This is a genomic window from Caulobacter sp. RHG1, from assembly GCF_013181195.1.
GTDB lineage: Bacteria > Pseudomonadota > Alphaproteobacteria > Caulobacterales > Caulobacteraceae > Caulobacter.
The window spans coordinates 385,167-410,679 of record NZ_SMZP01000003.1 but is presented as its reverse complement, the minus strand read 5'-3'; the positions used below and the strand labels follow the sequence as shown (position 1 = coordinate 410,679).

At 67.4% G+C, this 25,513-nt stretch carries 22 protein-coding genes; 12 read left to right on the top strand and 10 right to left on the bottom strand.

Annotation, left to right across the window (positions count from 1 at the left end; translation table 11 throughout):
- The first annotated feature begins 53 nt into the window (after positions 1-53).
- Together fabB and E1H18_RS09625 are read left to right on the top strand one after the other, a co-directional pair.
- The gene (gene fabB, locus E1H18_RS09630) at positions 54-1,265 is read left to right on the top strand and encodes a beta-ketoacyl-ACP synthase I (RefSeq protein ID WP_172266804.1); all 1,212 of its coding nucleotides are present in this window, start codon (positions 54-56) and stop codon (positions 1,263-1,265) included.
- 60 nt (positions 1,266-1,325) lie between these two features.
- A complete protein-coding gene (locus E1H18_RS09625) occupies positions 1,326-2,141 on the top strand; it encodes an enoyl-ACP reductase (RefSeq protein ID WP_172266801.1) in 816 nt (271 codons plus the stop codon).
- A gap of 121 nt (positions 2,142-2,262) precedes the next feature.
- On the opposite strand, the gene E1H18_RS09620 is transcribed toward E1H18_RS09625, so the two are convergent.
- Genes E1H18_RS09620 through E1H18_RS09610 form a run of 3 tightly spaced genes read right to left on the bottom strand, consistent with a single transcriptional unit; the run spans position 2,263 to position 5,601 of the window.
- Positions 2,263-2,871: a TetR/AcrR family transcriptional regulator gene (locus tag E1H18_RS09620; RefSeq protein WP_172266798.1), complete on the bottom strand. Its 609-nt coding sequence runs from the start codon at positions 2,869-2,871 to the stop codon at positions 2,263-2,265.
- Between the two features lie 16 nt (positions 2,872-2,887).
- Positions 2,888-4,486, bottom strand: coding sequence for a DHA2 family efflux MFS transporter permease subunit (locus tag E1H18_RS09615; protein WP_172266795.1), 1,599 nt, complete (start codon positions 4,484-4,486; stop codon positions 2,888-2,890).
- A gap of 8 nt (positions 4,487-4,494) precedes the next feature.
- On the bottom strand, positions 4,495-5,601 hold the full coding sequence (locus E1H18_RS09610; RefSeq protein ID WP_370526469.1) for an HlyD family secretion protein: 1,107 nt from the start codon (positions 5,599-5,601) through the stop codon (positions 4,495-4,497).
- 234 nt (positions 5,602-5,835) lie between these two features.
- On the opposite strand from E1H18_RS09610, the gene E1H18_RS09605 reads away from it, so the two are divergent.
- Positions 5,836-5,979 carry a hypothetical protein gene (locus tag E1H18_RS09605; RefSeq protein ID WP_172266789.1) on the top strand — a complete coding sequence of 48 codons (144 nt, stop codon included), beginning with the start codon at positions 5,836-5,838 and terminating at the stop codon, positions 5,977-5,979.
- Here E1H18_RS09605 and dut read toward each other — a convergent pair whose 3' ends face one another.
- The 3 genes from dut to coaBC form a co-directional block, all read right to left on the bottom strand.
- Complete coding sequence (gene dut / locus E1H18_RS09600; protein WP_172266786.1) at positions 5,980-6,447, bottom strand: dUTP diphosphatase; 468 nt, start codon at positions 6,445-6,447, stop codon at positions 5,980-5,982. It abuts the gene before it with no gap.
- Between the two features lie 169 nt (positions 6,448-6,616).
- Entirely contained in the window at positions 6,617-7,741 is a 1,125-nt protein-coding gene (locus E1H18_RS09595) for an alpha/beta hydrolase (protein WP_241735963.1), read from the bottom strand.
- A 143-nt stretch (positions 7,742-7,884) separates the two neighbouring features.
- Positions 7,885-9,093, bottom strand: coding sequence for a bifunctional phosphopantothenoylcysteine decarboxylase/phosphopantothenate--cysteine ligase CoaBC (coaBC, locus tag E1H18_RS09590; RefSeq protein WP_172266783.1), 1,209 nt, complete (start codon positions 9,091-9,093; stop codon positions 7,885-7,887).
- Positions 9,094-9,245: 152 nt separating this feature from the next.
- Between coaBC and E1H18_RS09585 the strand changes: the two genes are divergently transcribed.
- Positions 9,246-9,791, top strand: a complete 546-nt coding sequence (locus tag E1H18_RS09585; RefSeq protein ID WP_172266780.1) for a hypothetical protein — start codon at positions 9,246-9,248, stop codon at positions 9,789-9,791.
- On the opposite strand, the gene ubiB is transcribed toward E1H18_RS09585, so the two are convergent.
- Together ubiB and E1H18_RS09575 are read right to left on the bottom strand one after the other, a co-directional pair.
- On the bottom strand, positions 9,788-11,299 hold the full coding sequence (gene ubiB / locus E1H18_RS09580) for a 2-polyprenylphenol 6-hydroxylase (RefSeq protein ID WP_172266777.1): 1,512 nt from the start codon (positions 11,297-11,299) through the stop codon (positions 9,788-9,790). The genes E1H18_RS09585 and ubiB overlap by 4 nt on opposite strands.
- A 4-nt stretch (positions 11,300-11,303) precedes the next feature.
- Positions 11,304-12,059 (bottom strand): class I SAM-dependent methyltransferase, encoded by a 756-nt coding sequence (locus E1H18_RS09575; protein ID WP_172266774.1) that lies wholly within the window; start codon positions 12,057-12,059, stop codon positions 11,304-11,306.
- Positions 12,060-12,143: 84 nt separating this feature from the next.
- Here E1H18_RS09575 and mutM point away from each other — a divergent pair, with 84 nt between their 5' ends.
- Together mutM and fabA are read left to right on the top strand one after the other, a co-directional pair.
- Positions 12,144-13,007: a bifunctional DNA-formamidopyrimidine glycosylase/DNA-(apurinic or apyrimidinic site) lyase gene (gene mutM, locus E1H18_RS09570; protein ID WP_172266771.1), complete on the top strand. Its 864-nt coding sequence runs from the start codon at positions 12,144-12,146 to the stop codon at positions 13,005-13,007.
- Between the two features lie 93 nt (positions 13,008-13,100).
- Positions 13,101-13,637: a bifunctional 3-hydroxydecanoyl-ACP dehydratase/trans-2-decenoyl-ACP isomerase gene (gene fabA / locus E1H18_RS09565; protein ID WP_172266768.1), complete on the top strand. Its 537-nt coding sequence runs from the start codon at positions 13,101-13,103 to the stop codon at positions 13,635-13,637.
- On the opposite strand, the gene E1H18_RS09560 is transcribed toward fabA, so the two are convergent.
- Complete coding sequence (locus E1H18_RS09560) at positions 13,634-15,247, bottom strand: inorganic phosphate transporter (protein WP_206679050.1); 1,614 nt, start codon at positions 15,245-15,247, stop codon at positions 13,634-13,636. The genes fabA and E1H18_RS09560 overlap by 4 nt on opposite strands.
- Positions 15,248-15,423: 176 nt before the next feature.
- Between E1H18_RS09560 and E1H18_RS09555 the strand changes: the two genes are divergently transcribed.
- The 3 genes from E1H18_RS09555 (at position 15,424) to dnaA (ending at position 18,512) form a co-directional block, all read left to right on the top strand.
- Positions 15,424-16,212: an enoyl-CoA hydratase gene (locus E1H18_RS09555; protein WP_172266762.1), complete on the top strand. Its 789-nt coding sequence runs from the start codon at positions 15,424-15,426 to the stop codon at positions 16,210-16,212.
- A gap of 135 nt (positions 16,213-16,347) precedes the next feature.
- On the top strand, positions 16,348-16,623 hold the full coding sequence (rpsT, locus tag E1H18_RS09550) for a 30S ribosomal protein S20 (protein ID WP_004617408.1): 276 nt from the start codon (positions 16,348-16,350) through the stop codon (positions 16,621-16,623).
- A 401-nt stretch (positions 16,624-17,024) separates the two neighbouring features.
- Positions 17,025-18,512 (top strand): chromosomal replication initiator protein DnaA, encoded by a 1,488-nt coding sequence (gene dnaA, locus E1H18_RS09545; protein ID WP_172266759.1) that lies wholly within the window; start codon positions 17,025-17,027, stop codon positions 18,510-18,512.
- Positions 18,513-18,596: 84 nt separating this feature from the next.
- Here dnaA and E1H18_RS09540 read toward each other — a convergent pair whose 3' ends face one another.
- On the bottom strand, positions 18,597-19,208 hold the full coding sequence (locus E1H18_RS09540) for an alpha-ketoglutarate-dependent dioxygenase AlkB (RefSeq protein WP_172266756.1): 612 nt from the start codon (positions 19,206-19,208) through the stop codon (positions 18,597-18,599).
- Between the two features lie 90 nt (positions 19,209-19,298).
- Between E1H18_RS09540 and E1H18_RS09535 the strand changes: the two genes are divergently transcribed.
- The 3 genes from E1H18_RS09535 to dnaJ all read left to right on the top strand — a co-directional run bounded on the left by E1H18_RS09535 (position 19,299) and on the right by dnaJ (position 25,494).
- Entirely contained in the window at positions 19,299-21,947 is a 2,649-nt protein-coding gene (locus E1H18_RS09535; protein ID WP_172266753.1) for a M1 family metallopeptidase, read from the top strand.
- 326 nt (positions 21,948-22,273) lie between these two features.
- A complete protein-coding gene (gene dnaK, locus E1H18_RS09530) occupies positions 22,274-24,175 on the top strand; it encodes a molecular chaperone DnaK (RefSeq protein WP_172266750.1) in 1,902 nt (633 codons plus the stop codon).
- Positions 24,176-24,336: 161 nt separating this feature from the next.
- The gene (gene dnaJ / locus E1H18_RS09525; protein ID WP_172266747.1) at positions 24,337-25,494 is read left to right on the top strand and encodes a molecular chaperone DnaJ; all 1,158 of its coding nucleotides are present in this window, start codon (positions 24,337-24,339) and stop codon (positions 25,492-25,494) included.
- Positions 25,495-25,513 lie beyond the last annotated feature (19 nt).

Below are 25,513 nucleotides of genomic sequence, written 5' to 3'. Positions count from 1 at the left end.
CCGAGAGCCGGCCCGAGTTTCGGTTCGGGATGGGGGGAGAAGAGGATTTGAGCATGCGTCGCGTCGTCGTCACCGGACTGGGGATCGTCTCGTCCATCGGCAACAACGCCAACGAGGTGTTGGCCTCCCTGCGTGAAGCCAAGTCCGGCGTGATCTTCGCGCCGGAATATGCCGAGCGCGGCTTCCGCTGCCAGGTCCACGCCGCGCCCCAGATCGAGTGGGAAGGCCTGGTCGACCGCCGCGCGGCGCGTTTCCTCGCGCCCGGCACGGCCTATGCCCACATCGCCATGGAGCAGGCGATCGCTGATTCCGGTCTCGAGGAGAGCGATATCTCCAATGAGCGCACCGGCCTGATCGTCGGCTCGGGCGGCCCGTCCACCCGCGTCATCGTCGAGGCCGCCGCCACGACGGTCGAGAAGGGTCCCAAGCGCATCGGTCCGTTCGCCGTGCCCAAGGCCATGAGTTCAGGTCCGTCGGCGGTGCTGTCGACCTGGTTCAAGATCCGCGGGATCAACTATTCGATCAGCTCGGCCTGCGCGACCAGCGCCCACTGCATCGGCGCGGCCGCCGAGCAGATCCAGATGGGCAAGCAGGACGTGATCTTCGCCGGCGGCTGCGAGGAGCTGGACTGGACCCTGTCGAACCTGTTCGACGCCATGGGCGCCATGAGCAGCAACTTCAACGACCGTCCCGCTGTGGCCAGCCGCGCCTATGACAAGGCCCGCGACGGCTTCGTGATCGCCGGCGGCGCCGGCATCGTGGTGCTGGAAGAGTACGAGCACGCCAAGGCGCGCGGGGCCAGGATCTACGGCGAAGTCGTGGGCTATGCGGCCAATTCGGACGGCTTCGACATGGTCGCCCCGTCGGGCGAGGGCGCAGCGCGCTGCATGAAGATCGCCATGGTCGAGGCCGGCGGCCGCACCATCGACTATCTGAACCCGCATGGCACCTCGACGCCGGTCGGCGACAGCAAGGAGATGGGCGCGGTGCGCGAGGTCTTCGGCGACAAGCCGCCGATGATCTCGTCGACCAAGTCCCTGACCGGTCACAGCCTGGGCGCGGCCGGCGCGCAGGAGGCGATCTACTCGATCCTGATGCTCAACAACGATTTCGCGGCCGAAAGCGCCCATATCGAAGAGCTGGACCCCGAGTTCGCCGACCTGCCGATCCTGCGCCAGCGGTCGGACAAGCCGATGGAAACGGTGATGTCCAACAGCTTCGGCTTCGGCGGCACCAACGGCACGCTGATCATCAGCAAGGTCTAGGCCGCGCGGCGGCGCGCTGCTAACTCAGCAGACAACGATTTTCTGAAGAGGGCCCGACACATGGCCGACGACTACGCATTCCCCAAGGGCGAGCTGATGCGAGGCAAGAAGGGCCTCGTCATGGGCGTGGCCAATCACAACTCGATCGCTTGGGGCATCGCCAGCCAGCTGGCCGCCCAGGGCGCCGAGATGGCCTTCACCTATCAGGGCGAAGAGCTGGAACGCCGCGTGCGTCCGCTGGCCGAGAGCATCGGCGTCGACACGATGATCCCCTGCGACGTCACCGACGACGCCTCGATGGACGCGGCTTTCGCCGCCATCGAAGCCAAGTTCGGCACGCTGGACTTCGTCGTCCACTCGGTGGCCTTCGCCAACAAGAATGAGCTGAAGGGCTCGTTCGTGGAGAACACCAGCCGCGAAGGCTTCCTGCTGGCCATGAACATCTCGGCCTTCAGCTTTGTGGATGTCGCCAAGCGCGCTTCGAAGATCATGCCGAACGGCGGTTCGCTGATCACCATGACCTATCTGGGGTCGGAGCGGACCATCCCGAACTACAACACCATGGGCGTGGCCAAGGCGGCTCTGGAAGCCTCGACCCGCTACATCGCCCGCGACCTGGGTCCCAAGGGCATCCGCGCAAACGCCATCTCGGCCGGCGCCATGCGCACCCTGGCCCTGGCCGGCATCGCCGGCGGCCGCGGCATGATCGCCCAAGGCCGGGCGTTCAGCGCGATGAAGGAAGACACCTCGATGGAAGGCGTCGCGGGCTGCGCCCTGTGGCTGGCCTCGGATCTGGGCAAATCGACCACGGGCGAAGTCGTCCACGTCGACGCCGGCTTCCACATGATGGGCATGCCGGACGCCGAAGAGGCGTAAGTCTGAGCCTCTGTGCGTCCTTCGAGGCCCGCCTACGGCGCGCACCTCAGGATGAGGAATTCAGAACAAAGCTCCTCATCCTGAGGCGCCCGCGCAGCGGGCCTCGAAGGACGCAGGGCCTTTAAGGCGCGTAAGCTCGCATGAAACGGACGGCCGCCTCCCTCGCGAGGCGGCCGTATTCGTCTGGGGTCTTCTCCGACGGCAGGCGCAGCAGCGAGCGCATCTGGGTCTGGCCCATGACCATGCCCGAGAAGATCTCGGCGGCCTGGTCGAAGTCCTCGACCTTCATGCGGCCCAGCTCGGTCTCGGCCTGCAGGAAGGCCGCCAGTTGCCGGCGGGCGCTCAAGGGGCCGGCCTCGTAGACCTCCTGGGCCACGTCGGGCATCTCGCCCGCGCCCAGCATCACCACCCGCATCATCGAGTAGCTCTTGTTGGTGATCACCGTCTCCAGCAGCGAGCGGGCATAGGCCTCCAGCGTCTCGGTCGGATTGTCGACCGCGCCGCTGTCGCGCAGGGGCGCGGTGATCGACTCCACGCGCCGCTGCATCAGGGCCCGCATCAGCTCGGCCTTGGAGCCATAGTGGTTGTAGACCGTCTGCTTGGAGACCCCGGCCCGGCGGGCGATGGCCTCCATGGGCGCGGCCAGGCCACGCTCGCCGATCACCTCGACGGCGGCGTCCAGGATGGCCTCGGTCTTGGCGACGTCGATCTGTCCAGGAATTCTTGGCATCAAAGAACCTTGGGCATCAGTGCGCGTCCGAAGGCGGTGGCGGAGCGTTCTTGACCGGCGCGGCCAGCAGCGACACGCCGGCGGCGACGAAGCTGCCGATGGCCAACAGGGTGAAGGCGTCGCCGAACGCCATGACCGTGGCCTGCTGCTGCAGCATGCCGCCGATGGCCTTGCGCGCGGCGCCGCCCGGATCGGCCACGCCCAGCTGGGCCATGCGCTGGGTCAGGGCCGTCAGCATCGACGCGGCGTTGCCCCCTGCGGTCAGCTTCGAGGTCATGTCGTCGTAATAGAGCGCCGTCTGCTGGGTGATCGAGGTGGCCAGCAAGGCCAGACCGATGGCGCCGCCGGTGTTGCGCGACAGGTTCACCAGGCCCGAGGCGTTCTTGACCATGTGCGGCGGCAGGGTGCTCATCGTCACCTGCTGGGTGGCGATCATGGCGATCATCACGCCCACGCCGCGGCAGGCCTGAACGCCGGCGAACTCCCAGAAGCCCCAGTCCTTGGTCACGCCATGGGCCATGTACATGCCCCAACCGGCCAGCAGGAAGCCCAGGCACATCGGCACGCGCGGATCGGTCTTGCGCACCAGGCGGCCGGCGATCGGTCCGGTCAGGAACATCGACAGGCCCGAGACGATCATCGTGGTGCCGACCTCGGACGCCGAATAGTGACGCACCCGGCCCAGGAACTGCGGCAGCAGGAAGGTGCCGCCGAACAGGCTGGCGCCGGACACCGCCGTCATCACCACCCCGACCATGAAGTTGCGGTTGCTGAAGGCGCGCAGCTCGACGATCGGGTTGCGATAGGTCAGCTGCCGCCAGATGAACAGGCCGCCGCCGATCACGGCGGTGACGGTCAGCCACAGGATCAGGCTGTCGTCGAACCAGTCGTCCTTGGCGCCTTCTTCCAGCACAAACTGCATGCTCATCAGGAAGATGGCCATCACCGCCAGGCCGAACCAGTCGAAGCCCTTGGCCAGGCTGGGATCGCCCTTGTCGAAGTCGCCCCAGCGGGCCACGCCGAACAGCACGATCAGGCCCGTCGGCACGTTGATGAAGAACAGCCACCGCCAGGACAGCGACTCGGTCAGATGGCCGCCCAGGGTCGGACCGACCGTCGGGGCCAGGGTGACGATCAGGCCCATGATCACGCTGGCGGTGATCCGGCGCTCGGGCGGGAAGGCGGTGAAGGCGACGGCGAACACCGTCGGGATCATCGCCCCGCCGATGAAGCCCTGCAGGGCCCGCGTCAGGATCATCATGTCGATCGACGTGGACAGGCCGGTGAGCACGCTCATGACCATGAAGCCGACGCACGAAGCCAGATACAGGCGTTGCGTCCCCCACAGGCGCGACAGATACCCCGACAGCGGGATCATCACGACCTCGGGGATCAGATAGGCGGTCTGGATCCAGCTGATCTGGTCGGTGCTGGCCCCGACGCCCGCCTGGATCTGCGGCAGCGAGGCCGCGACGATCTGGATGTCGAGAATGGCCATGAACTGGCCGATGACCATGGCCCCGAAGCCAAGCATCAGCTTGGTCCAGTTGATCTCGGCGGGAGCGCTTTGAGGAGCGCCGGAGGGCGGCGCCCCAGAGGTGGCGGCGTCCGTCATGGCGTGTCTTACCGGGCCGGAGCGGGACGAGCCGCGCCGGCCTCGGCGAACGAGGCGCCGGAGTCGTCGCGGACGTCGACCTTGATCTCGACCGAAAGGCCGGGGCGCAGGGCCGAACCCAGCTGGCTGCGGTCGACCACGATCTTCACCGGCAGGCGCTGGGTGATCTTGGTGAAGTTGCCGACGGCGTTCTCGACCGGGATCAGGGCGAACTCCTGGCCGGTGGCCGGGGCGAAGCTGTCGACCTTGCCGATGATCTTGTCCTTGCCGAAGGCGTCGGCGCGGATCTCGACCGGCTGGCCGATGCGGATGCGCGAGACCTGCGTCTCCTTGAAGTTGGCGACGATGAAGGCCTGGCCCAGCGGCACGACCGACATCAGCACCACGCCCGGCTGGACCAGCTGGCCCGGACGGACCGAGCGGGCGCCGACCACGCCGGCGGCGGGGGCGCGGATCACGGTGCGCTCCAGATCCAGCTTGGCTTGGGCCACGGCGGCGTTGGCGGCGGCGGCTTGCGCGATGGCTTGGGCCTTGGCCGAGCCCAGCGACTGGGCGGTGCGGCGCTCGGCTTCCAGGGCGGCCTGGGCGCTGGCGACGCCTGCGGCGGTCTGGGTGGCGGTGGCGCGCTCGGTCTGGACCTTCTGCTGCGACACCCAGCCCTGATTGGCCAGGGCGCTGTAGCGGTCGAGGTCGGCCTTGGCCCGGCCGGCGTCGGCCTGGGCGCTGGTCACGCCGGCGGCGCGCTGGGCGATGATCGCCTGCTCGAGGTTGTTCTTGTCGTCGATCGACCGGATCGCCGCATCGGCGGCGCTGGCGTTGGCGATGGCTTGGTCGACGCGGGCCTGGAAGGTCGCCGGATCGATCCGGGCCAGGATCTGGCCGGCCTCGACGCGCTGGTTGTCGGCCACCAGCACCTCGGCCACATAGCCGGAGACCTGCGGGCTGACCTGCACGGTGTCGGCCTGGACGAAGGCGTTGTCGGTGCTTTCGAAATGCTGCTTGTCGAGGAACCACAGGGTCCCGCCGACCAGCACGGCGGCCACGACCACCCCGCCGACGATCATCGGAACCAGCTTCTTGTTACCCGGGGACTTTTCTGGCGGCGCCATTCCCAACCCTTACCCATGCGGTGTCGACGCGCCGGATAGTCGGGTCCAGAGCGCGGTTCAAGGGATAAATGGACGCAGTCGTCCAGAAATCAACGGTTACAAACCGGCCTTGGGGATGTCGATTTTCATTGTGTCGGAATCACGACACTGTAAAAGCCGCCCGCCAGTGCAACCAAGGTCCCAGGCGTGCGTATCTCACTCGGTGCGTATCTGTGGCCCTGCTCAGGCCAGGAGTTCCCGATGAAGTCTCAGCCTCCGATGGGCCAAACCCCGCTCGACATGATCCGCCCGGTGCTGTGGATGGCCGCCGCCGCCTTCGCGACCGGCTTCGGCGGCTACCTGATCCTGGGTCTCAAGGCCGCTCAGGTCGCGCCGGCGTTCTAGTCAGACGCCCGTCGAGCCGAAGCCGCCCGCGCCGCGATCCGTGGCGTCCAGGTCGTCGACCTCGACCAGCGACCACTGCGGGGCCGCCGCGATCACGCCCTGGGCGATGCGATCGCCGCGGCGGATCGTGAAGTCTTCCTCGCCCAGATTGATCAGCAGCACGCAGACCTGGCCGCGATAGTCGCTGTCGACGGTGCCGGGCGCATTGACCACCGTGACGCCGTTCTTGAACGCCAGGCCCGAGCGTGGGCGCACCTGCATCTCGTAGCCATCCGGAACCGCCACGGAGAACCCGGTCGGGGCCATGCAGCGCGAGCCGGGCTTCAGCACGATCGGCTCGTCTTCCGGCACGTGGGCGCGAAGGTCGAAGCCCGCCGCGCCCGCCGTGGCATAGGCCGGAATCGGCAGGTCGGCATTGCCTTCCCAGCGCTTGAAGCGGATGGCGAGACCGGCGGGGATGGCGGACATGGCGGTTCTCCTGAAAGGCATGCCCGCCTGTAGCTGATTTGCCGGGGTTCGGGCCAGAGTCTCGGCAGGGGAAGATTACAAGGCAACAGGGTTGGCCGCGGTGAAGCTTCCCCGGCGACTAGGTTCGCTGACGACCCCATGGCGGACCTTCTCGTCGTCGGCCCGCGCCCTACCTCCGGACCGCGCGCGCCTCAGCGCCATTGACATAGAAGGTCATCGCCCGAGGTGGCTGCTGCCCTGCGTCGAAGGTGATCCGTGCATCGACGCCGTGGATGTAGAAGCGATCCACGGCCTCGGCCTGGATGTTGGCGGGGGGAGCGCCATCGACCTCCAACAGCATACCATCCTCGTCCTCGCCTATGGTGACCTTACGGCCATCAGACAGGATGTAGATCCCGAAATAGCGTTCAGTTTGCTTGCGTGTCAGGGTGATCGGCGAGGGATGCTTTATGGGCTGCGCGCGCGGAAGCAGGAACGGCAGCGCCGCCGACATCACGAGAGGGTAGTACGAAATGTGAGTCTCGCCCTCAAAGGCTTTGGTCTTCAGGACGAGGCGCTCGGGGGCGCTCGACAAGGCGGCAGAAATCTTTTCCCCGCCGTCGATCATGTAAGGCTCTTCCTTCGCGCCCCAGGTGACGAAAACCTTGCGCTGTGAGGTTCGCGCGGCGACGGTCTTCAGGCGATCGGTCACGCTTGGATCGGCCCAGAGAGAGGGGCTAGCGATCAGGTAGCCGGAAAAGGCCTCGGGGCTATCGGCCAGCATGTTCGCCGTGAAGATACCCGACAGCGAATGACCAAACAGCACTGCGGATTTGGGATCGAGCGGATAACGGGCCTCCATCAGAGGCTTGAGCTCCTCCAGAAGGAAGGCCCTAAATCCTGCTCCGCCACCGCCCTTTGCGACCGTGCCATCGGGGCGGGTTCCGGGCGCGAAGAGCATGTCGCGCTCGCGGGTGGGCGGGCCGCCTGGCGGATAGCCGATGGTGATCACATAGGCCGGAGCCATCGCGCCAGCGCCGCCTAACAACCAGCCCGTAGGCCCGGCGATGTCATATCCGCCGTCCAGGACATAGATCGCCGGAGCAGTCTGGCCGGGCAGGATCGGCGGTGTGCCGGGCGCGGTGATCTGGATCTGGAAATCACGGCCCGCTCGCTCGGAATGCACGATCAACTGCACCGCACGCCTCTGCGGCGCAGGGCCTTCGGAAACCACCCGCAGACCGGGTGACGCCGCGAGGGCCGGACAAGCGAACATGAAGGCGCCCAGAGCCACCAGGCCATTACGGATGCTCATGTCTGCCCTCTGTTCGCCAGCGACAGAGCAATTTGAATTACACGTGTAACTCGATGTCAATCCCGATTGCACATCTCCCAGAAGGCCTAAGGCCATCCGCCCTTGGGATGGGGCGCTGAGGGGGCTGTCGGCTCGCTTGCGGGCTAACCCAACGCCGCCGCGATCCGGGCCGCGATCTGCGCCGCCACCTGATCCTTGGCCGCCCGGTCCCAGCGCTCGGCGCCGTCCTTGGTGATCAGCAGCACGGCGTTTTCACCGCCGCCCATCACGCCCGGCTCGGTGACGTCGTTGGCGATGATCCAGTCGCAGCCCTTGCGGGCCAGCTTGGCGCGGGCGTGCGCCTCGACGTCGTTAGTCTCGGCCGCGAAGCCGACGACCAGCTGCGGGCGCTGCGGGCCGGTGGCCGACAGGGTCGCCAGGATGTCGGGGTTCTCGACGAAGGTGAGGGCCGGCGGCCCGCCCTTTTCCTTCTTCAGCTTGGTCCCGAACGCCTCGTCGACCCGCCAGTCGGCGACGGCGGCCACGAACACCCCGACGTCGGCGGGCAGGGCGGCCTGGCTGGCGGCCAGCATCTGGCGGGCGGTCTCGACGTCCACGCGCCTGACCCCGACCGGCGTCGGCTGAGCCACCGGGCCGGCGACCAGGGTGACGTCCGCGCCGAGCTTGGCCAGCGCCTCGGCGATCGCGAAGCCCTGCTTGCCGCTGGAGCGGTTGGTGATGCCGCGCACCGGGTCGATCGGCTCAAAGGTGGGGCCGGCGGTGACTAACGCCTTCTTGCCCGCCAGCGGACGAGCAGCGGGGCCGTCCAGCTGCGCGACGATCGCCGCGAAGATCTCTTCCGGCTCGGCCAGGCGTCCGGGGCCGAACTCGCCGCAGGCCATGGTCCCTTCTTCGGGCCCCACGAAGCTGACGCCGTCGGCTTTCAAGGTGGCGATGTTGCGCTGGGTCGCCGGGTGCAGCCACATCCGCACGTTCATGGCGGGCGCCATCAGCACCGGCTTGTCGGTGGCCAGAAGCGTGGTGGAGGCCAGGTCCCCGGCCAGGCCGTGGGCCGCCTTGGCGATCAGGTCGGCCGTCGCCGGGGCCACGACCACCAGGTTGGCCGAGCGCGACAGCTCGATATGGCCCATCTCGGCCTCGTCGGTCAGCGAGAACAGCTCTTCATAGACCTTGTCCTCGGCCAGCGCGGCCAGCGACAAAGGGGTGACGAATTCGCGTCCGGCCTTGGTCAGGATCGGCCGCACGCCGATGCCCGCCTTGCGCAGCAGCCGGATCAGCAGCAGCGACTTGTAGGCGGCGACCCCGCCGCCGACGATCAGAAGAACCCGCTTGCCTTCGGTCTTGCCGCTCACGTCACGCTCCGCCTGCCGCGTTCAATCGTCCTGCACATGCCCACGCCAGGGCCGAAGCGCCAGAGGCAATCGCAGCGCGAAGAATGGGACTCGACTCGCGTTCCGCTTTCGTTCATCAATCGTTAAAGTAGAAATTTGGGGCGAATACGATCATGAAGATTGTGCGATATGTCTCTCTTCTGCTGCTGGCGGGGCTGGCGGCGTGCGATAGCGGGGCGTCGGCGGTCAAGGCGCCGACCGGCGGGGAGCGGGCGCAGATCCAGGCGTCGGCGACGCCGGAGGCCAACGGCCCTGAAAGTGGCGGTGGTCGCTCAGATCCACGCGACGCCCCGGTCAGGCTGGTGGCGGGCAAGCCCTTCTGGGCCGCCAACCGAACCCGATCGGCCGAGGAGAACGCCCAGCGCTCGTTCGAACGCAACGGCGCGACCTTCGAGGCGAAGTCGGCCGATGACTATGTCGCCAAGGTCCACGCCTTCGTCAGCGACCCGCCCAAGGGGTCGGAAACCTTGAAGCGTACGAACGGCGACCTGCTGATCTACGATCCCAAGGGCAATGTCTTTGCGGTGGTCTCGCGCGAGGGCGCGCCGCGCACGATGTTCAAGCCCGACGAGGGCGCGGACTATTGGGCCCAGCAGAAGAGCCGCGAGACGCGTCGGGCTTCGGCGGCCAAGTCCCGCGACCAGGCCGAAAGCGGCTAACCCGCCAGCAGAAGACCGGCGGCGAAAGCGGCGCTGGCCGTGATGGCGCCGACCAGGAACCACAGCAGGGCGCCGATCCGCGGGCGCTCGACGGCGACGACGGCGGCCGGGGCAGGGGGCGCCTCGGCCAGGCGAGCCAAGGCCTTGATGGCGCGCAGGGCGTCCTCGGCGAAGTCGCGGGCCTTGGCGGCGGGCGACAGCTCGCGGCCGATCCAGCGGCGCACCACCGGATCGGCGGCGGCCCAAAGGTCGTGGGTCGGGTCGATGCGGCGGGCCACGCCCTCGACCGTGACCATGGTCTTTTGCAGCAGGACCAGCTCGGGCCGCAGGGCCATGTCGAACAGGGCGGTGATCTCGAAGAGCTGCGCCAGCAGGCGGCCCATCGAGACGTCGTGGGCGTTGCGACCGAATACCGGCTCGCCGACGGCGCGCAGGGCCTGGGCGAAGGCGTCCATGTCCTGGTGGGCGGGGACGTAGCCGGCGTCGAAGTGGATCTTGGCCACGCGGGCGTAGTCGCGATTGAGGAAGCCGTACAGGATCTCGGCCAGGTACTTGCGCTCGCCGGGGCCCAGGCGCCCGACGATGCCGTAGTCGACGGCGACGACCTTGTCCGGGGCGGCGACGAACAGGTTGCCCTCGTGCAGGTCGGCATGGAACAGGCCGTGGTCCAGGGCCTGGGCCAGGAAGCCGCGAGTGATGTTCTCGGCCAGGGTCTTTCGATCCAGGCCGGGCAGCGTCAAGGCGGCGGCCTCGGACAGCGGCGTCCCCTCTGCCCAGGTCAGGGTCAGGACCCGCTTGCCGACGCCGTCCCAGATCACGCCTGGGGCGCGCATGTAGGGATCCAGGGCCATGGCCTCGCCCAGCTCGGCGCAGCCGGCGGCCTCGAAACGCAGGTCCATCTCCAGCTCGAGCGAGCGGATCACGACCTCGACGAACTCGGTGGGCCGCAGGCGGCGCGAACCCGGGGCCAGCTTTTCGGCCAGACGCGCGGCCAGGCGCAGCACGCCGCTGTCCTGAACGACCTGGCGTTCGACGCCGGGGCGCAGCACCTTGACCGCTGCCTTGCGGCCGTCGACCAGCACGGCCGGATGGGCCTGGGCCAGGGAGGCGGCGGCGACGGGCGCGCCGATCTCGCGGAAGACCGCGTCCAGGGGCTGGTTCAGATTGCGGGCGATCTCGGCCCGCGCGACCTCCAGCGGGAAGGCCGGCAGGCGGTCCTTCAGGTGCGAGAGGTCCTCGGCGAAGGCGGTCCCGAAGATGTCGGCTCGGGTCGACAGGAACTGGCCCATCTTGATCGCGGCCGGGCCCTGTTTCTCCAGCACCCGCGCCAGGCGCTCGCCCGGACGACCACGCCTTGCGGCCGCGCCGGCGAAGAGGCGCAAGAAGCGCCCCGCCCAGCGCGCCGACGGCGGCAGCAGCGGCTCGACCTCGCGCGGAACCAGGGCGTCGGCCCGCACCAGAGCCCAGCCGGCTCCGGTCAGCCGCCAGAAGGCGTCCAGACTAGCCACAGCTTTAGAGCGCCCAGCCCTGGTGCAGAGCCGCGACGCCGCCGGTGAAGTTGGTGAAGGTCACCCGCTTGAAGCCGGCGTTTTCCATCATGCCGGCGAACGCGCGCTGGTCGGGGAAGCGGCGAATGCTCTCGACCAGGTATTGATAGGCGTCGCGATCCTTGGCGACCCACTCGCCGACCTGCGGAATGACCTTGAAGCTGTAGGCGTCGTACGCCTTGGCCAAGGCCTCGGTCACCGGTCGCGAGAACTCCAGGCACAGGAAGCGGCCGCCGGGCTTCAGCACCCGGCGGGCCTCGCGCAGGGCCGCGTCGATGTCGGTGACGTTGCGGATGCCGAACGAGATGACATAGGCGTCGGCATAGGCGTCCGGCAGCGGCAGGCGTTGGGCGTCGCCGACGGTCCAGGTGATCTCCGGTTCGCCGCCACGCTCGATGCCGGCCATGATCATCTCGGCATTGTAGTCGACGATGTTGATCGTCGCGTCCGGACCGCCGCGGCGCTGTTGGGCGTTACGGGCCATCTTGGCGAAGCGGCGGGCCATGTCGCCGGTGCCGCCGGCGCAGTCGACGATCACCTCGCCCGGCTGCGGATTGAGGCGCGCGGCCACGGCGTCCTTCCAGAGGCGGTGCACGCCGCCGCTCATCAGGTCGTTCATGATGTCGTAGTTCTTGGCGACGCGGTCGAAGACACCGCGCACCATGCCCGCCTTCAGCGAGGCGTCGACATCCTTGAATCCGAAGCTGGCCGAGTTGCTCATGACGTCTTTGGGTCGCGCTCTACTATATGAACGTCCGCTCTTAGACCGGCTCACGCGTCTCGTCATCGCCTTAAGGAATGATCCTTGCCCGAATTGCCCGAAGTGGAAACCGTCCGCCGCGGCCTGGAGCCCGCCCTGTCCGGCGCGCGGCTGGCCCGCGTCCGCGCCAATCGGCCCGACCTGCGCTTCCCGCTGCCTGACGGTTTCGTCCAGCGGCTGACCGGCGCAAGGATCCTGCGCCTGGACCGTCGGGCGAAATATATCCTGGCCCCTCTGGATCGCGGCGACACCCTGGTGATGCACCTGGGCATGACCGGGCGCTTTGAGATCGCCGCGCCGGAAGGGGCCGTGCGGCCCGGCGACTTCGCCCGCGAGGTCAAGCCCGACGACAAGCACGCCCACGTGGTCTTCGAGACGGAAGAGGGTGCGACCGTCACCTATTACGACCCGCGCCGGTTCGGCTTCATGGACCTGATCCCCACCGACCGCGTGGACCGCCATCCCTGGTTCGCGACCATGGGCCCCGAGCCGCTGGGCGAGGGCTTCGACGCCAGGACGCTGGAAAAGGCCTTCGCCAACCGCAAGCAAGGTCCCAAGACCCTGCTGCTGGATCAGAAAACCGTCGCGGGCCTGGGCAACATCTATGTGTGTGAGGCTCTGCACCGCGCCCACATCTCGCCGTTCAAGCCGTCGGGCGGCATCGCCAAGAAGCGGCTCGATCCGTTGACCGCGGCGATCAAGGACGTCCTGGCCGAGGCCGTCGAGGTTGGCGGCTCGACCCTGAAGGACTTCGCCGCCGCCGATGGCGCGCTGGGATATTTCCAACACCGCTTCCGCGTCTACGACCGCGAGGGCGAACCGTGTCCGACACCGGGCTGCAAGGGCGTCATCGCCCGCGAGGTTCAGGCCGGCCGTTCGACCTTCTTCTGCCCCGTGTGTCAGGTCTGATCGCGCAATCTTGACGATCCCTCCCCGGCGCCCGCAGCTTCCGCTGACAAGGAGGCGCTGCGTCCTCCAAGAACCTATTGGGGGAGGGACGACATGGCCAATCCGCACGACCACCACACGCCCAAGGACCACTATGCCAAGGCCGACCTGATCCAGTCGGGCCTGGGCGGCTATTTCGGCCCGGGCAACGCCCAGCTGCCGGCCCCGCCGATGCTGATGATGGACCGGATCACCGAGATCAGCCTGGACGGCGGCGACTTCGGCAAGGGCTTCGTGGCGGCCGAGCTGGATATCACGCCCGACCTCTGGTTCTTCGCCTGCCACTTCCCGGGCGATCCGGTCATGCCCGGGTGCCTGGGCCTGGACGCCATGTGGCAGGTGATCGGCTACTGGCTGGGCTGGTCGGGATCGCCGGGCAAGGGCCGTGCGCTCGGCGTCGGTGAGGTCAAGTTCCGCGGCGACGTTACGCCGGCGACGACGCTGGTGCGCTACGAGGTCAGCCTGCGGCAGGTGCGGCGCGGCAAGCTGGCCCTGGGCCTGGCCAATGGCCGGCTGATCGCTGACGGCGTCTGTGTCTACACCGCCAGCGACCTGAAGGTCGGAATGATCGAGTCCAGAGACCCGGCCTAGAACACCTTCGACAGCACGAAGTAGAGGCCGCCGGCCAGCAGGATCGAGACCGGCAGGGTCAGGACCCAGGCCATCAGCAGGTTGCGCAGGGTCGACATCTGCAGGCCGGCCTTGTTGGCGACCATGGTCCCGGCGACGCCGGAACTGAGCACGTGGGTGGTCGAGACCGGCAGGCCGAAGCCGTCGGCGGCGAAGATCGTGCCCATGGCCACCAGCTCGGCCGAGGCGCCCTGCGCATAGGTCAGGTGCGACTTGCCGATCTTTTCGCCGACCGTGATCACGATCCGCTTCCAGCCGATCATGGTGCCCAGGCCCAGGGCGAAGGCCACGGCGATCTTCACCCAGGTCGGGATGAAGCGCGTGCCCTTGTCGAGGTCGGCGCGGTATTCGTTCAGCGCCGTCTTGTCGGCGTCGGCGAAGGCCAGGCCCGGCTCCTTGGTCAGGCGCTTGGCGCCTTCGGCGGCCAGATACATGTCGTTGCGGACGTTGCCGACGGAGGCGGCCGGGATCTTGGCCAGGGAGCCGTATTCCTGGACCTGGCGGTCGATGTCGGTGACCAGCACGGCCATGGCCGGAGCCACGTTCGGCGCATAGGTCTTCTCGGCGATGTAGCGGGTGACCGCCTGGCGGGCCTGGACGGGCGTCTCCATGGCGGCGTCGCCGGGCGCGCGGGCGGTGAGAATGCCAGCGACGGCGGTCGAGCTGGCGTGGAACTCCGAGACATAGGCCTGCGGCACGGCGCGGTTCAGGGCGTAGGCGGTGGGCACCGTGCCGATCAGGATCAGCATGATCAGGCCCATGCCCTTCTGGCCGTCGTTGGAGCCGTGCGCGAACGAGACGCCGGTGCAGGTGAAGATCAGCAGGCCGCGGATCCACATCGGCGGGGCGACGCCGGGCTTGGGCTCTTCATAGAGCGCCTTGTTGCGAACCAGCACCTTCATGGCCAGCAGCAGCAGCATGGCCAGGGTGAAGCCGACCAGCGGCGACAGCAGCAGGGCCTTGCCGATGTCGGAAGCCTTGGTCCAGTCGACGCCGGCGGTGCCGCTGCGGCCGTGCATCATGGCGTTGGCCACGCCCACGCCGATGATCGAGCCGATCAGGGTGTGCGAGCTGGACGACGGGATGCCGAAGTACCAGGTGGCCAGGTTCCAGATGATCGCCGCCAGCAGCAGCGAGAACACCATGGCGTAGCCGGCGTTGGAGCCGACCTGCAGGATCAGCTCGACGGGCAGCAGCGAGATGATGCCGAAGGCGACCACGCCGGTCGACAGCAGCACGCCCAGGAAGTTGAAGAAGCCCGACCAGACGACGGCCACATTGGCCGGCAGCGAGTTGGTGTAGATCACCGTGGCCACGGCGTTGGCGGTGTCGTGGAAGCCGTTGACGAACTCGAAGCCCAAAGCGATCAGCAGCGCCAGGAACAGCATCGCGAACGGCAGGAAGGCCGTGATCCCGACCCCGGCGGCTTCGGCGTCGGAATAGACGCTCCAGGCGACGTAGGCGAGGGTGACCAGGATGGCGGCCCCCATGCCCAGGCGGCCGGCGACGCCGAGCCCCTTGTCCAGATCGGGACGTGCGACCGCCCCCGGCTCAATGGCGATCTCACTCATGGACGCGTCTCTATGCATATCCCCAGAAGCCGGCAAGCTAGGGCTTCGTCATGACGGGTCTGTGAAACCCTTTATGGGCTTTGGGCGCGCCCGCTCGCGCTGAGGACTCCTCAACCTCGCCGGCCTCCTTATAAAGCTTCCTTATAAAGATGGTGCTCAAGCAGGAGACTTCGCCGATGGCCGACTACCAGACCCTGATCGTGGAGCGCCCCGAGGCCGCGCCTGGCGTCACCCTGATCCGGCTGAACCGGCCCGAAGCCCTGAACGCACTTAATACTACGCTGCTGGGTGAACTGGCCCAGGCCCTCGCCGTGGCGGACGCCGACGACGCGGTGGGCGCCATCGTGCTGACCGGCTCGGCCAAGGCCTTCGCCGCCGGCGCCGACATCAAGGAGATGTCGGACAAGACCTACGCCCAGATGTTCAAGGCTGACTTCTTTACGGCGGGCGCGCGGGCGATCGAGCAGTGCCGCAAGCCGATCATCGCCGCCGTCTCCGGCTACGCCCTGGGCGGCGGCTGCGAGCTGGCCATGATGTGCGACTTCATCCTGGCGTCCGACACCGCCAAGTTCGGCCAGCCCGAGATCAATCTGGGCGTCGCGCCCGGCATCGGCGGCACCCAGCGCCTGACCCGTTTCGTCGGCAAGTCCAAGGCCATGGACATGATCCTGACCGGCCGGATGATGGACGCCGCCGAGGCCGAGCGCTCGGGTCTGGTCTCGCGGGTGTTCCCGGCCGACAGCCTGGTCGACGAGGTCCTGGCCGTGGCCGCCAAGATCGCTGCCCAGTCGCCGCTGGCCGTGGCTATGAACAAGGAACTGGTCGAGGCCGCCTACGAGACGACCCTGACGACCGGGGTTGCGCTGGAGCGGCGCCTGTTCCACTCGCTGTTCGCCTTCGAGGACCAGAAGGAAGGCATGGCGGCCTTTGTCGAGAAGCGCAAACCGGCGTTCTCGGGAAAGTAATCGTTTGCGTGAGAGCGGCCCGCAGGATTTCGCCTGTGGACCGTTGACCCCGGCCAGCGCTTCCCGTATATCCGCGCGCTCGATTTCCCCTTGCTTCGCGGCCGCCCGCGGGCTGTCCGTTTGAAGGTCCAACCTATGGCCAATAATCCCGGCGCCAAGAAAGCGATCCGCAAGATCGCTCGTCGCACCGAAGTCAACACCGCCCGTCGTTCGCGCGTGCGCACCTTCCTGCGCAAGTTCGAAGACGCCATCGCCAAGGGCGATGTGGCTGTCGCCAAGGCCGCGTTTGTCGAAGCTCAATCGGAGCTGATGCGCGCTGTCTCGAAGGGCGTCGTTCACCCCAACACGGGTTCGCGGAAGGTGTCGCGTCTGGCGGCTCGCCTGAAGAAGCTGGATAAGGCCGCAGCCTAGTCCAGAATTCTGACGAACGTAGTTCGTCCAGCGAATTCAAGTATTTAGAAGAGCCGATCAGGTAAGCCTGGTCGGCTTTTTCTATGGATTCAACGCTCTGCTTTTGTCGTTGCAATCTGTGATCTGATCAGCGGACTTCACTATTCCCTTGGCGGGCGAGGCGCGCTCGCGAGTCAACAGAAATATCCGCGATCGGACTCAAGTTTTCCGTTTGACCGGCCCGGGCCGGTGGCTAGTTTAAGCGCCTCAACGCTTCTCCAGTCTTGGAAAAACAAGGCGGCGGCGGAACAACTGTGTTCGCCGAGTAAGAACCTGTGCGCGTTGAGGAATGCCGGTCGAGCGCCATGGGGGGCGAGCGCCGGATTCATGCGGCGGTTGTTTTTGTGCAAGGCGGTGGACGAATGACGATGAAGGGCGGGGTGGCCAGCCAGGACTTCTCGACGGCGATTGCGGTGGCTTGTGAGCCCGCCGCGACCGTGTGGTCGAAAGTGTGTGTGGCGTTGAAGCGCGAGCTGGGCGATGCGGCCTTTGGGTCATGGATTGCACCGGCGATGCTGCGTGAGGCTGCTTCCGGCGATGTCGTCGTGGTGACCTCGACGGGCATCGCGCGGGACTGGATCCGTCGCAGCGCCTGGCGCCGTATCGGCGAGCTGTGGGCCGCCAACGACGCGACCGGTCGTCGGATCGATCTGAAGTCGCGCCTGGAGTTCGAGGCCGCGCAAGCCAGCTCTGGCGGCGCCTATGTGGAGGCCGCCCCCAAGGCTGCTCCGATCGCCGCCGAGCCGATCGAAATCGTCCTGCCCGTGTCCAGCGACACCGCGGTCCTGGCCCCGACGAGCGCGAAGTCGCGCACCCAGGGTCTGCAAGAGCGTTTCACCTTCGAGACCTTCGTCCCGGGTCCGGCCAACGAGTTCGCCCACGCCGTGGCGCGCCGGATCGCCAACTGGGCCGACGGCCACTTCAATCCCGTGCTGTTCCACGGCCCCTACGGCTTCGGCAAGACCCACCTGCTGAACGCCCTGGCCTGGGAAGCCATGCGCAATGCGCCGGAAAAGCGCGTTGTCTACCTGACCGCCGAGCGCTTCCTGTCGACCTTCGTGCGCGCCGTGATGGATCGCCAGACGGCGGCCTTCAAGGAAGAGCTGCGCACGGCCGACCTGCTGATCATCGACGACGTCCACTTCATCGCCGGCAAGCAGTCCACGCAAGAAGAGCTGTTCCACACCCTGACCGCCCTGGTCGGTGAAGGCGGCCGCGTGGTGTTCTCGGCGGACCGTCCGCCGTCGGCCATGACCGAGATGGACGCTCACCTGCGCTCGCACCTGTCGGCGGGTCTGGTCTGCGGCCTCGAGCCGGCCGACCGCAGCCTCCGCATCGGCATCCTGGAGCGCAAGATCCAGACCCTGGCCGGCGCCCAGGGCTTCGACGCCACCATGCGCCCGGACGTGCTGCAGTTCCTGGCCGACCGCTTCACCGACAGCGTCCGCGAGCTGGAAGGCGCGCTGAACACCCTGTCGGCCCGCGCCGGCGAGGGCCTGTCGCGCCTGAGCCTGGACGAGGTGCAGGCCATCCTGCGCCCGCACCTGCGCACGGCCGAGAAGCGCATCACCATCGACGACATCCAGAAGGCGACCTCCGAGCACTACGGCATGAAGCAGGCCGACCTGCTCAGCGAGCGCCGCAACCGCGCCGTGGCCCGTCCGCGCCAGGCCGCCATGTGGCTGGCCAAGCAGTTGACCACCCGTTCGCTGCCGGACATCGGCCGTCGCTTCGGCGGCCGCGACCACACCACGGTCCTGCACGCCGTGCGCCGCATCGAAGCCCTGCGCGCCGAAGACAGCGCCCTGAACCACGACCTCGAAGTGATCACCCGCAAGCTGCGCGGCTGATCTGGGCGAGGCCGGGGCGCCGGTTACCGACGAGACAAGGGGGCCGCTCCGAAAGGGGCGGCCTTTTTCGTGTGGGGCGCCGTCCTACCGCGCCCGTCTCAGCGTCAGATTGATCCGCCCGCCGCCTGGGACCAGGCCCGACGAACCTGGAAGGATCCGGTCCACGCCATGGAAGGCCAGCCGCGCCGGACCTGAAAGACGGCAGACGTCGCCGGAGCTCAGCTTCAGGCTCCGCGTCGGGTCCTTGCGGCTGGTCCCCCCGATCCGGAACACCGCCGTGTCGCCCAGCGAAATCGACAGCACTGGGAAGGCCGGGTCGGCCTCATCGCGGTCCTGGTGCAGGCCCATGCGGGCGGTGTCGCGATAGAGGTTGATCAGGCACGAGTCCGGCGGGACATCCGGGGACCCCAGCGCCGTCCAGAGATCGAGCAGAACCTGCGGCATGGCCGGCCACGGGCGCTCCGTCGCCGGATGCTGTTCGGCGTAGCGGTATCCGGTCTTGTCGCTGGTCCAGCCCAGGGGGCCGAACGCGGTCATGGCCACGCTCATCGCCTTGCCGTAGCCGGTCTCGTAGTGCGCGAACGGCGCGGCCTTGGCGGCGGCCAGGGCGGCCTCGACCAGCGCCTTCTGGGCTGGGAGGTCCAGCAGGCCGGGCCAGAGGTCGAAACCCGGAATGACGGTGAGCGGCTGGGACATTACCGATAATTAACGCGCGGCGTCGCGACGGAGGGTGTTGGTTCGCGCCTCCGGGTAAGGCCGGCCAAATTTTCCAATCCAGGGCTCAACATGCGTCGTCTTATGTCCTCCGCGGCCGCCGCCGTGATCCTTTTGGCCGCTGGAAGCGCCTTCGCCGCCACCCAGGCTCCCGCTGCAGGTTCCAAGGGCGCGACCTTCGCCTCGGTCACTACCCAGCTGCCGCGCAACGTCCGGCCCTCGCACTATGATCTGGCCTTCATGCCCGACGCCGACAAGATGGCCTTCACCGCGAAGGTGAAGATCGCCATCGAGGTGGTCGAGCCGACCAGCACCGTGACCCTGCAGGCCGCCGACCTGACCTTCGCCAAGGCGCAGATCGCCGGGATCGGCGCCGCGACGATCAAGGTCGACGACGCGGCCCAGACCGCCGCCTTCACGTTCGCCAAGCCGCTGGCCAAGGGCAAGTACGTCCTGGAAATCGACTACGCCGGCAAGATCTACAAACAGGCCGCCGGCCTGTTCGCCCTCGACTATGAGACCGAGACCGGCAAGAAGCGCGCGCTCTACACTCAGTTCGAGAACTCCGACGCCCGTCGCTTCATCCCCGCGTGGGACGAGCCGTTCTACAAGGCGACCTACAGCGTCGAGGCGACGATCCCGACCGGCCAGATGGCGCTGGGCAACATGCCGATCGCGTCTTCGAAGGACCTCGGCGGCGGCAAGACCCTGGTCAAGTTCGCGACCTCGCCGAAGATGTCGACCTATCTGCTGTTCTTCGGCCTGGGCGAGTTCGATCGGAAGACCACCAAGGTCGCCGGCGTCGACGTGGGCGTGGTCACCAAGAAGGGCGACACCCCGAAGGCGCAGTTCGCCCTGACCTCGGCGGCCGACCTGCTGCCCTGGTTCAACGACTATTTCGGCACGGCCTATCCGTTGCCGGCCATGGACAACATCGCCGCCCCCGGCCGCAGCCAGTTCTTCAGCGCCATGGAGAACTGGGGAGCCATCTTCTACTTCGAATACGCCATGCTGCTGGACCCCACGATCTCCACGCAGACCGACAAGAAGAACGTCTTCACCACCGTGGCCCACGAGATGGCCCACCAGTGGTTCGGCGACCTGGTCACCATGGCCTGGTGGGACGACCTGTGGCTGAACGAAGGCTTCGCCTCGTGGATGGAAGGCCGGGCCACCGAGCACTTCCACCCCGAATGGAACTCGGCCCTGGCCGCGGTCGGCGGTCGTGAATACGCCATGGGCCTGGACGCCCTGGTCACCACCCACCCGGTGGTGCAGCACGTCGAGACCGTCGAGCAGGCCAGTCAGGCCTTCGACGCCATCACCTACCAGAAGGGCGAGGCCGTCATCCGCATGCTGGAAAGCTATGTCGGCGCCGACGCCTGGCGGACCGGCGTGCGCGCCTACATGCAGAAGCACGCCCATGGCAACACGGTCAGCGACGATCTGTGGACCGCCGTCGAAAAGGCGGCCGGCAAGCCGATCCTCGACATCGCCCACGACTTCACCCTGCAGCCGGGCGTGCCGTTGATCACCGTCAGCAACGCGACCTGCGCGGCCGGCAAGACCACCCTGACCCTGACGCAAGGCCAGTTCAGCAAAGACGCGCCCGACGCGAAGCCGCTGACGTGGCGCGTTCCCGTCACCGTCAAGGCGATCGGCGGCGGCGAGGCCAAGACCCTGGTCACCGGCGGCAAGGGCTCGGTCACGGTCGACGGCTGCGGCCCGGTCGTCGTCAACGCCGGCCAGAGCGGCTATTTCCGCGTCCAGTATCGTCCGGCCGACTTCGCCGCCATCGCCAAGGACTTCGCCAGGCTGCCGTCGATCGACCAACTGGGCGTGATGAGCGACGCTTGGTCGATGGGCCTGGCCGGCTACCAGCCCGCCACCGACTTCCTCGACCTGGCCAAGGCCACGCCCGATAGCGCCGATCCGCAGGTGCTGTCCAAGATCGTCAGCGTGATGAGCGCCATCGACGGCTACTACCAGGGCATGCCGGCCGAGCAGGCCGCGTTCCGCAAGGTGGTGTTCGCCCGCCTCTCGCCCCTGATGGCCCAGGTGGGCTGGGCGGCCAAGGCCGGCGAGAGCGACAATGTCGCCATCCTGCGCGCGGCGCTGATCGGGGCCTTGGGCGACCTGGGCGAGCCGTCGGTGCTGGCCGAAGCCCGCCGCCGCTACGCCGCCGACAAGACCGATCCGGCCGCTGTGCCCGGACCCTTGCGCAAGACCATCCTGGCCGTCGTCGCCAAGCATGCCGACCAGGTGACCTGGAACCTCCTGAACGCCCAGGCCCAGCTCGAGAAGACCCCGCTGATCCGCGCCCAGCTCTACACCCAGCTGGCCGGTGCGGCCGATCCGGCCCTGGCCCGCGAGGCTCTGGAGCTGGCCCTGACCCCGGAGCCGGGCGAGACCCTGTCCAGCACCATGATCTCGAAGGTGGCCAGCCAGCATCCGGAGTTGGCCTTCGACTGGGCCGTGGCCAACAAGGACAAGGTCAACGAGAAGGTCGACAACAGCGCCCGCACCCGGTTCATCCCGGGTCTGGGCGCCGGGGCCTCGACCCCGGCCATGGCCGAGAAGATCAAGGCCTATGCTGCGGCCAACATCGCCGAAGGATCGCGCAAGGAAGCCGACAAGGCCGCGGCGGCGGTCATGAACCGCGCCAAGATCCGCGAGCAGCGCCTGCCGGCGATCACGGCCTGGGCGGCCAAGGCGAACTAAGCACCCGACAGATATAGCCTTTTCGTGGCCGCGCTTTTCGCAAGCGCGGCCACTTTTCTGCGGCATTTCGGCAATTTCCCCTTAGTCGTATGGGGTTATGACCTTGCGCCCCAGCAGGTGTCCCCCATATCCGCCTTCGAAGCGGGGTTGACGGGCTCGTCGACTTCGCACAACGCATTCTGCCCGCTCGGCTTTCGCCGACGGAACAGGATGTGGAACGTAAACCCGAGAGAGTGCGAACCACGGGGACGGAGCGAGAAAAACCGGGGCGCTTCAGAGAAGGCCCTTGTCACCGCCGTCCGCCTACAGGAGCGACAGGTACGAAGATGAGCAAGATTATCGGTATCGACCTTGGCACCACGAACTCGTGCGTGGCCATCATGGACGGCAAGAACCCGAAGGTGATCGAGAACGCCGAAGGCGCTCGCACGACCCCTTCCGTGGTCGGCTTCCAGGAAGACGGCGAGCGCCTGATCGGCCAGCCCGCCAAGCGCCAGGCCGTGACCAACCCGACCAACACCCTGTTCGCGATCAAGCGCCTGATTGGCCGCACCGCGAGCGACCCGGTGGTCGAGAAGGACAAGGGCATGGTGCCCTACGAGATCGTCAAGGGTCCGACCGGCGACGCCTGGGTCAAGGCCCAGGGCAAGGACTACAGCCCGCAGGAAGTCTCGGCCTTCATCCTGCAGAAGATGAAGGAAGCCGCGGAAGCTCACCTCGGTGAGACGGTGACCAAGGCGGTCATCACCGTCCCGGCCTATTTCAACGACGCCCAGCGTCAGGCGACCAAGGACGCCGGCAAGATCGCCGGCCTGGAAGTCCTGCGCATCATCAACGAGCCGACCGCGGCCGCCCTGGCCTATGGCCTGGACAAGAACGACGGCAAGAAGATCGCCGTCTACGACCTGGGCGGCGGCACGTTCGACGTCTCGATCCTGGAAATCGGCGACGGCGTCTTCGAAGTGAAGTCGACCAACGGCGACACCTTCCTGGGCGGTGAAGACTTCGACCTTCGGATCGTCGACTACCTGGCCGACGAGTTCAAGAAGGAGCAGGGCGTCGACCTGCGCAAGGACAAGCTGGCCCTGCAGCGCCTTCGTGAAGAGGCCGAAAAGGCCAAGAAGGAACTGTCGTCGGTCGCCCAGTACGAAGTGAACCTGCCGTTCATCAGCATGAACGCCTCGGGTCCGCTGCACCTGAACATCAAGCTGTCGCGCGCCAAGCTGGAAGCCCTGGTCGACGACCTGATCGCCCGCACCATCGGTCCGTGCGAACAGGCCCTCAAGGACGCCGGCCTGAAGAAGAGCGACATCGACGAAGTGATCCTGGTCGGCGGCATGAGCCGCATGCCCAAGGTCCAGCAGGCGGTGCAGGACTTCTTCGGTCGCGAACCCCACAAGGGCGTGAACCCCGATGAAGTCGTGGCGCTGGGCGCGGCCGTTCAGGCCGGCGTTCTGCAAGGCGACGTCAAGGACGTGCTGCTGCTGGACGTCACCCCGCTGACCCTGGGCATCGAGACCCTGGGCGGTGTGTTCACCCCGCTGATCGAACGCAACACCACGATCCCGACCAAGCGCTCGCAGACCTTCTCGACCGCTGACGACAACCAGTCGGCCGTGACGATCCGCGTGTTCCAAGGCGAACGCCCGATGGCCGTCGACAACAAGGTGCTAGGTCAGTTCGACCTGGTCGGCATCCCGCCGGCCCCGCGCGGCGTGCCGCAGATCGAAGTCACCTTCGACATCGACGCCAACGGCATCGTCCAGGTCCACGCCAAGGACAAGGCGACCAACAAGGAGCACTCGATCCGTATCCAGGCCAATGGCGGCCTGTCGGACGCGGACATCGAGCGCATGGTCAAGGAAGCCGAGGCCAACAAGGCCGCGGACGAAAGCAAGAAGCAGCTGGTCGAGGCCAAGAACCAGGGCGAGGCGATCCTGCACTCGACCGAGAAGGCCCTGACCGAATACGGCGACAAGGTCGGCGCGGCTGAAAAGACCGCGATCGAAACCGGCGTTACCGAGCTGAAGACCGCTCTGGAAGGCGAAGACGTCGAGGCCATCCAGGCCAAGACCCAGGCGCTGATCCAGGCCTCGATGAAGCTGGGCGAGGCCATGTACTCGGCCCAGCAGGGCTCGGATGGCGAAGGCGCCGAGGCCGCGGACGATGGCGTCGTCGACGCCGAGTTCGAGGAAGTCGACAACAACGACGACAAGTCGGCGAAGTAATTCGCCATGCGCGCGCTGCGGAACATGCTCTCAAGGTCTGTTCCGCAGCCGCGACCTCTTGACGCTCCGCCCGAAGACGCCTTGCGCCGGGCCGCGCGCTATCCCACCTCTCCTGATATCAACGCCACTTTCGTGGGCCTTTTGGGCGCCAGACGCTGACGATGCGCGACTATTACGAAATTCTCGGCGTGACCCGGACCATCGACGAAGCTGGTCTGAAGTCCGCGTTCCGCAAGCTGGCGATGGAGCACCATCCCGACCGTAACGGCGGCTGCGAAAACGCGACCGGTCGGTTCAAGGAAATCAACGAGGCCTACAGCGTCCTCTCCGACCCGCAGAAGCGCGCGGCCTATGACCGCTTCGGCCATGCGGGCGTCAACGGTCCGCAAGGCGGCGCCGGCGGCTTCGGCGGCCAGGGCTTCGACGCCGGCGACATCTTCAATGATGTGTTTGGGGACGTCTTTGGCGAAATGTTCGGCGGCGGTCGTCGCCAGTCGAACGGTCCCCAGCGCGGCCAGGACCTGCGCTACGACCTGGAGATCTCCCTGGAGCAGGCCTATGCCGGCGCCGAGGTCGAGATCACCGTCCCCGCCGCCATGACCTGCGAGGTCTGCGAGGGCTCGGGCGCCAAGCCGGGCACCAATCCCACCGTCTGCGGCACATGCGGCGGCGCTGGCCGCGTCCGCGCCACGCAAGGCTTCTTCGCGGTCGAGCGCGGCTGCCCGCGCTGCGGCGGCTCGGGCCGTCTGGTGCTGGATCCCTGCCAGAACTGTCACGGCCACGGCCAGGTGCGCCGCGAGCGCATCCTGTCGGTGCGCATCCCGGCCGGCGTCGACGACGGCGCCCGCATCCGCCTGGCGGGCGAGGGCGACGCGGGCGGCCGCGGCGGCCCGCGCGGCGACCTCTACATCTTCCTGTCGGTGATCCCGCACGAACTGTTCGAGCGCGATGGCCTGGACCTCCTCTGCACCGTGCCGGTGCCGATGACCACGGCCGCCCTGGGCGGCGAGATCGAAGCCCCGTGCCTGCTGGGCGGCGAGACCTGCGACGGCGAGTGCAAGATCACCGTCGCCGTCCCCGAAGGCGCCCAGACCGGCAAGACCGTCCGTCTCAAGGGCAAGGGCATGCCGTCCCTGCGCAGCCGCCAGCGCGGCGACCTGGTGGTCGAACTCTTCGTCGAAACCCCGACCCACCTGTCCGCCCGCCAGAAGGAACTGATGCGCGAACTGGCCGGCCTGTGCGGCGAAACCCAGAACCCCAAGTCGGCGAACTTCGTCGGCAAGGCGAAGCGCTTCTGGGAAGAGGTGACGGGGAGCTGATCCATCCCCGAAATTCCTT